The 7,859-nt window shown below is 36.3% G+C and carries 5 protein-coding genes; 4 read left to right on the top strand and 1 reads right to left on the bottom strand.

Going from position 1 to position 7,859, the window contains the following annotated elements; genetic code table 11:
* Positions 1-161: 161 nt before the first annotated feature.
* Positions 162-416, bottom strand: a complete 255-nt coding sequence (locus FTT88_RS16405) for a hypothetical protein (protein WP_180174117.1) — start codon at positions 414-416, stop codon at positions 162-164.
* 860 nt (positions 417-1,276) lie between these two features.
* On the opposite strand from FTT88_RS16405, the gene FTT88_RS16400 reads away from it, so the two are divergent.
* From FTT88_RS16400 to FTT88_RS16385, 4 genes are read left to right on the top strand one after another with little or no spacing between them, the layout of a single operon-like run.
* Positions 1,277-4,960 carry an ATP-binding protein gene (locus FTT88_RS16400; protein ID WP_180174116.1) on the top strand — a complete coding sequence of 1,228 codons (3,684 nt, stop codon included), beginning with the start codon at positions 1,277-1,279 and terminating at the stop codon, positions 4,958-4,960.
* A 12-nt stretch (positions 4,961-4,972) separates the two neighbouring features.
* Entirely contained in the window at positions 4,973-5,611 is a 639-nt protein-coding gene (locus FTT88_RS16395; protein WP_180174115.1) for a hypothetical protein, read from the top strand.
* Complete coding sequence (locus FTT88_RS16390; protein WP_131286386.1) at positions 5,608-6,852, top strand: hypothetical protein; 1,245 nt, start codon at positions 5,608-5,610, stop codon at positions 6,850-6,852. Before FTT88_RS16395 ends, FTT88_RS16390 begins: the two co-directional genes overlap by 4 nt.
* Before the next feature lie 13 nt (positions 6,853-6,865).
* Positions 6,866-7,738, top strand: coding sequence for a DUF2399 domain-containing protein (locus FTT88_RS16385; RefSeq protein ID WP_180174114.1), 873 nt, complete (start codon positions 6,866-6,868; stop codon positions 7,736-7,738).
* The last annotated feature ends 121 nt before the right edge of the window (positions 7,739-7,859 follow it).

The raw sequence follows: 7,859 nt of genomic DNA, 5'->3' as shown, positions 1-7,859 counted from the left end.
ATAAGTGTTGTTCAAATTTCCTGATCCACCTCTGTGGTAACTCAACTGATGGCTCTAGTCCTCCTGTTTTTCAAGTCTATTCCTTATCCGCGATTCAGGTTAATACTTATTAATCATTTGAATTATATATTTAAGAAGGGAATCAAAGTAAAAATAGAAGGTTAGATCACTATAGTATAAGGCTTATTGTTAACATTAATTTGAATGCCTTTAGCGCTCGCCATTTCAATATCTTTTATTGCGCTTTGAATAGCCCGATCGAGAGTTTCAGCTTCTCTTATAAAATCTAAATAAATATCATCATTAGTTGAACATACTAGAGCATCATTGCAGCCAACTTCGAACAATCTATCTTCAATACAAATATTTGAGGTACTTAAATCAAGAATAAAAATAGTAAAGTTAAATTTTTTCATAAGAGTCATCATTAAATTTTTTCAATTGCTTGAATTGTAAATTTTATTAGCTTAATTGATTAGCGCTAATAATAGGTCATTGCTTAATACAATAATAGAAAATCAATATTAGGTGAAATTATTTTGAAGATCATACTTAGGCAAGATGATATTGGATCGGATTTCTTGCAACACTTTCATAAATTCATCCCCCTTGTATAGTTTTACCTGGTAGATCCAGCAACATAGGTGGAGAAATAATTAGAAATCTTCAAAGAACATAGTGATCGGTAAAATTATGATAAGTTTTTAATAAATATTATCTTTTGAATTATTCAGGGATATAAGTGTAGAGATTCACTCCCTTGTAAATCTAGGGTTCAAAAAGAAAAGTGTAGAAACACTTCCTTAAAAACTAGATATAGCCTGTTATTTGCTCACATTAAAGCGTGCTATTTAACTAATACATGTTATACGAACTCTGAACTGTCCAGATGAGATTGGCATTGTTGTTCATTTATTTATGATATTTAGTGTCCGTTAAGATAAGAATATTTTCAGGCTATCGATCTATTGGAGTGTTACATTTTGACTGGATTTTATCAAAAAAAGTATTACATTTTTTTTGACACGATTCCCTTAGGTAACCCCCCAAATTCATGCTAAAAAAAATGTAAGGTTTGTTGGCTTGGAAATTGGTTGTATCAAGCATTAGTCCTTAAAACTATTACATTTTTTGATACTATCTTCTAAGATTACCTAATAATGTATGCGGCTAAATGTATTACTAGGTTTGAAAAAAAATTATTGGGTATTTGAATAAGATAAAAGGGTAGATTGCCCTAAGCAATATTGAATAATCCTTCTGGGAAAAACGTTAAATGAATGACTTGCATGAATTGAATGGCCTAAAAAATATTTATCTTTATGATTCATATTTACCAAATAATTCTACAAAAATTGAATTGGGGGAAGGCAACTCTAATTTAACTGGTGCAAATGGGGCAGGAAAAACCTCTACCTTAAATTTAATCCCGATATTTTATGGGGCCCGTCCAGACAGATTAATGGATCGCTCTGCCAATAAACTCAATTTTACAGATTATTATCTCCCTCATGCGCGTAGCATGATTGTGTTTGAATACAACACACCGATGGGACTTTGCTGTGCTGTTTTTTACCGTAATCAGGATAAACAATGCTATCGCTTTATTCAGGGCAGCGCATCTGAGACTGTTTTTTCAAAATCTTCTATCGAATTCCATAAGCAACACAAGACTGTAAAAAGTCTGTTGCAAGAAATTGAAATTAAAGGTTATTACGTCAGTAAACAGATCGACAATAGCCTGGATTATGTAGCGGTTCTAACTAGCGATAAAAAACGTCTGAATCGTGATTTCAAATTGAGGGATCTTGCTTCTATTTTCTCTCTTAGCGGTAAAGGCCATGAATTAAAGCATATTGGGGCATCCACCCAGATCACCCTAAATAAAACCAACCTGTTAGATAACTTCAAGCTCATGTTGGTTGATGCTTTTTTAGAAAATGAGCAGATGATGAATCAGCGCTCAAATACGCTGAATTCTTCCAGCCTCATTGCTGATGTTCAGACATTACGGGAGTTTGATAAGGAAAAGCCAAAACTGCAACTGGGGATCGAGCAGCGACATGCTTTAATGCAGACTTACTCTTTGCTGGAGGCTTATCGAGGTCAGGCACTCAATAAACTAGAGTTTAATAATACGACAATCGCACAGCTTCGTTATCAGAGAAGCCAAGCTATTGAACATGCCAAAGCTGGATTAAAGGTGATTGAAAATGAGATTATTGCGAATAGCTCCAATGAATCACGGGCGAAAGGTGAGTTGGAAGGTTTACAACATAGTTTAGCTTTAATAGAGGAAAACGAGCAGAAATATAAAAATGCTGACATTCTGAAAAAACAGGAAGAATTCAGTAATCTTGCTAAGTACAAGCAGGAAGCTGAAGATGCGCGCCGTTATGTGGATGAGTTAGAGAAGAACCAGAAAGAAATTGTTCATAAATTTGAAAAACTTAAAAATAATGCCTTGGAAGAAAAAGACCGAGATTTAGCTGCTATTCATGAACGTAAGAATGAGGTTTCTAATTTAATACACAATTTGCAACAGGATAGGTCTCATGCAGTAGATCAACTGGCTTTGGATGAAAAAAATGAGCTTAATGCTTTCGAGCAAAGCAAACAGAATGAGCGCAAATTTTATGAAGATGAGGTTGATCACTGCAACAATTTGATTGCTGAAGCATCTAATCATACTCAGGAAGAGCAACAGCAAATCGAAGAGTACCAGCTGAATCTACACACTCACCAAAAAGCGATACGGAATAAGGAACAGCAACTCAACACAGCAAACGCTGATTTATCACGCCTAAAAAGCGAGCACACTCGAGCTAATGTAGATTTTGATTCAGCTAAACACCATTTAGATAAATCTACACAAACGGAACATCAGTTAAGAGATATCTTGTATCAGAAAAATACATTATTGAGCTTTCTGAAACAATGTCCTGAAGACGATTGGAAACACAACATTGCCAAACTGATTAATCCTAAATTATTTTTGCATACCGGGTTGAAGCCTTCTTGGGACTCAGAACAACAAAGCGGACATGTTAGTTTCTATGGCCTTCATCTTGATACTTCCAAGCTAGATCTTCCGGTTGAAGCCGAATCACTCAATGAATTGGAGCAGCGCCTTGCAAAGGCAACCACTATTTTGGAAGAGGCTAAAGAAAAATACAGCCATACTGAAAAAGCAGTGGCTGTAGCTGCCAAAGCAGTTCAGAATTTTGAGCTAAACCTCATTAAATTACAGAATGAGCTGCGTCAATGCCGAGAAACATTTGATAGTACCCAGCGTATATTTGAGCAATATAAGCAAAAGATCCAAACAAATGTAATGGATCGGAGAAAATTAGCTGAAGGACAACGTGATCAGGCTCGTCAGCGATTAAAATTATTCAATCAACAAGTAAATGTAGAACGCCAAATGATTCATGATCGTTTTGGCAATGAAAAAAACCAAATTCAGCAGAGTTATGATTTCAAAATTAAAGAACAATTAGAACGTAAAGCAATGTTGGATGAAAGATCTAAATCTGTGATTCATAAATGTGATAATAAACTCATAGATCTTGAATCTTTACGTAATAGTGAATTGCAGCAAAAAGGTTTGGATACTACGCTTTATCAAAAGGCACAGGATCAGCTAAAACAACTGAACCATAAATGTCATATCGTGAAAGATTATGAAATCATCTTGATGCAGTACAAGATTTGGTTCGAGCAGGAATACTCTCGTAAAACGGGGATCTGTACCTTAATCGGAAATCTCGAACAAGAAATTTATGCTTTCCGACAAAATTTTGACAAACTGAATGTCAAAACCGAAAAACTTAAAGAACAATCACGTCATGAAGTTAACCTTATTGAAAGCAATCTTCAGCAGGTTGAAGAGGAAAATACCAAGATAGCCTCTTTAAGAAACCGTATTAATTCAGTACTGGAAGGTATTCCGCATATTGAACAGCTTGAGGTTGCTGAGCCGGTTAGTTTTGAATGGTTTTACCGGAATACTGAGGATCATCTTAATCGTCAGAAAGAACAGCTCAAGGAGCTGAAACAATCCCTCAATACAGTACTAAGTATTTTACGCCAGAATAGTGATTTCGAGCTCTACAAGCAGTGGGAAAACCGTATGGCGCTGTTAGGTAATGTGAACACCACCACATATGATCTTTACGGTATGAAAGAAATCGAAAATATGCTGTTGGTGGATATTCCCACTAAAGAAAACCTCACGATCAATAGTTTTAAACTGGCTGCTTATGATTTACGTAATTATGGGCAATCTTTGGCTAAATTCCGCCGTAAGCTGAATGCGATATCTAAGGATCTTACGGAGCAAACCAATACAACCAATCCATTTACAGCGTTAGGTAATATTCAGATTGAATTACTTTCTGTACTTGATGGCCTCAATGTCTATGAGCAGTTAGATCGCTTTGAAAAAGATCTGGATGAAGAATCAATCCAGGAATCATCTCAGCTCATACTACCGAGTGAGAAGCTAATACGGTCATTTGAATCAGCTGTTAAAGCATTAGAAAAGTCGAATGTTCAGACTGACGATATCCGCTCTTTAGTCAAACTGCGTATCAGCTATGAGGAAAATAACCGTAAGGTTTATGTGAACAATGATTCTGATTTGCTTTCCGGCAGTAGTACTGGCTTATCACGATTAATTGTCATTATTATCTTTACGGCTTTAACACGAAAACTATGTCCAGATATCAATACAGTCATCCATGTACCACTCGATGAAATCGGCCAGTTTGATTCACAAAATACAATGCGATTATTCGAGTTGATGCAAAAGCAGAATATTTATCTGGTCTGCGCTCAGCCGAACTTATCCAGTGAATTAAGTGAAAGCTTTGTGCATAAGAATGATATCGACCGAAACTTCGGTATACGCAAGTTTAAAACCCAGAAAAACGAAAAACCTAATCCGCTTTTAGCCTAGTGGGGACCTATTATGCAAATTGCTAAATCAATTTTTTCTGACATTGTAAATGTTTTAATTTGTGGGGGAATTATTGATGAACATGTTCACAAAGATCTCTACCACAAGCTCCAAGATGATCTGGTCTTGGAGGAAATAAATAATTATCTCGATTGGATGGGAAAAAAGTGTGTCCGTACCAAAGATAATTATGGGTTCTACTGTGTCTTTAGTGAAAGTCGCAAGAACAAAGCAACCCGTGAACTTCTAAGAAAACAGTTCAGCGAAATTGTGTCGAAAATGGAGCCCTTGAATGACTGGCTTCGCTTATGCCGTTCAATAAAAGACAATAGCCGTATCATGCAATGTGGGGATACGGTGACTTATGGTGAACTCATCACTGAGGTTGAACGATCTCCACTTATTATGTCGCAACTCAAAGAGTTAGTCATCAAATTAGGTAAGGCATCCACCTCACCCAAAGAGCAGATTAGCTCTGTGCTTCAATACCTTGTCAGCAATCAATATCTGCATCCAACCGGTAACACTGGCACGACTTATATTGCGACAGCTAAGTGGTCTGTTTTCTATGATGAGCTAGAATACATTTGTACTTTTAATGGCATCAATTACGATGAAATACCTGAACCGGAGCAGGGCGAGCTGATATGAGTGAGTTAGAATATCCAGCAGCCAAAGCGGCAAAAGCGCTCAACAACTACATTGAGCATATCGGTAATGCGATTGTATTTAACAACGCAATTGTGCCTGTAACTGATGACAATGAGTATTTAATCAAAGTATTGAATAAAGCAGAACTTGGCTATTTCAACACTGAAAAAAATGGCTTTAACTTATACAACCACGTGATTTCATTCGTAACGTATTATGAGAAAAAACGGAGGGTTACTGACAGCTCTAAACAGATTCATAAACTTATTTCAGATATTCGTGCCAATATCAGTGAATTTGAAACGACCAAACTCAAAAGTGTAGAAGATGCTGAAATTTATAAGGATGAAATTAGTGAAGGTATTGTTGAATTAGCCAATACTATTTTTGAGAGCTGCTATGATTTCTCCACCCAAGCACTTCAAGACCTGGCATTGTTTAACAATCTTGAGGTCCGTATTCAACGCATTGAAAAAACCATCAGGATTTTAAGTTCATTGACTGAAGTGATGGGCGCACTTTCAACCAACGCAATGCTTGAGCTTGGTGCTTCAGATAAAGATCTTGAAAGTTTGGTGGTAAATAAGCTGATCCCCGTATTCATTATCTGTAGTAAAGAGGTGAAATACAGTGCTTCTAAATTAAACAAGCAGTTGTTTGATTGGAAACAAGAATTATCTTCGCAGAAAAAAAGCAACATGGTGGATGCTTTCCACCGCTTTTTAAAAGGAAAATCTACATTAAACCTGGAGTTTGATGAAGCGACGGCGTCAGAAGTTTTTTATCATGTGCCATGCAGTGAACTCATCAGCTATGCAGATCTGGATGCTGATGAAGAACAGGAAACGCTACGTGAACTTGGCTCAAAAGTATTTGCCAAGCGTGAAAAACGGATAGAGCAGAATAAAAATCAAGAAAATCTGCCAGATGTTAGAGAAGGGAGTGAGGTTGTTGAACAGCCTTTAACTGCTTTAGAAATTGCTACGAGTAATTTCTTTGATGCATTGCTTGTGGATGGGGGAAAACATCAACAATTGAGTGGCGTTGAAACATATGAGCTGCTAATGCCAGGATGCGATATCGATTTTTGGCTGATCGCTTTAACCAGCCACTATAGAAACCGATTCAAAGATAAATTGAACATGGAATTTGTCGAAACTATAGATCCTATATTTGATGGAAATAGTTGTGTATCTGATGTCATCATTTCTCGAACTGATAAATTGCAACAGATTGCCTGATAGGAGAATATGAGTGACATTTGGTATACGTGAACTATCGGTAATTCAGACGGCATTGCAATTAAAAAAGCGGTCTATGGCATTCAATAAAACCTGGCAAAAAGTTCATCAGGATTATCAGATTGGTACGGTCCATGGTAAGGAGCTTCACCTTACATCCAAAGAACTGGAGTATTTGGAGCGCTGTATCTATGCAAAACAGGTTAAAGTCGCTCCTGAACAGTCTCTGAATTTAGAATCTGATCGTATGGATTTGTTAAACTTTTTGAAAGATGAAAAGTCTGGTGGATATTCTGTATTCGGCGATCAACTTGTATTTGCATCGGTGCATGCAAAATTGCCATTAAAACAGGAAGAGGTAACGATTGGATATAAGGGCTTAGTGCCCACGGTTCATGCCCATGTGTTGTGTTGCAATAAGATTGAAAAACTGATTATTGTTGAAAATGGAACGATGTTGACGAGACTGTTTGATTGGTATGAACAGCTACCTGAAAAATGGCAAGACAGTCTATTTTTATATCGTGGTCAGGGTCAAAATGCACGTCAGGTGTTTGAATTACTAGCCAAACTTCCCGAACATACTGAAATTGCATTTTATGGTGATTTTGATCCATTCGGGTTGAACATCGCTGCTCATTTCCTTAAACGTAGAACAATGTCGATATTAATTCCTGAATGCTGGAATGAAATCAACCGAAACCATGTGGACAATAACACTACGAAATTTTTTGAACAGATCCATAAAAGTCATGATCTTTATACTGATACTGTTCAGCCTTTAGCTATTAGAAATTTGTATAGGCATATACACATCAATCAAATTGCTCTCATGCAAGAAAATGTGAATCGGTTAGGGCCTTTAATTGAGTTAAAGGTTGATTAAAATTCAGTTAATATCTATTTTAAAGAAATATTTAAATAAAAATATTTAGTGATAAATTGTTTTTTAATTGTAGTATTCAAAAGGGATTTGGTAAGAGTGGAAAAATATTTTTACAAATACA

The organism is Acinetobacter sp. YH01024 (assembly GCF_013420195.1).
Lineage (GTDB): Bacteria > Pseudomonadota > Gammaproteobacteria > Pseudomonadales > Moraxellaceae > Acinetobacter > Acinetobacter amyesii.
The sequence above is the reverse complement of the archived record's forward strand: the minus strand, read 5'-3'. Positions and strand labels throughout refer to the sequence as shown.

What these genes read in the sequence shown, in the direction of transcription:
- FTT88_RS16405 (WP_180174117.1), bottom strand. Translation starts at nt 416, where the DNA reads ATGAAAAAATTTAACTTTACTATTTTTATTCTTGATTTAAGTACCTCA.
- FTT88_RS16400 (WP_180174116.1), top strand. Translation starts at nt 1,277, where the DNA reads ATGAATGACTTGCATGAATTGAATGGCCTAAAAAATATTTATCTTTAT.
- FTT88_RS16395 (WP_180174115.1), top strand. Translation starts at nt 4,973, where the DNA reads ATGCAAATTGCTAAATCAATTTTTTCTGACATTGTAAATGTTTTAATT.
- FTT88_RS16390 (WP_131286386.1), top strand. Translation starts at nt 5,608, where the DNA reads ATGAGTGAGTTAGAATATCCAGCAGCCAAAGCGGCAAAAGCGCTCAAC.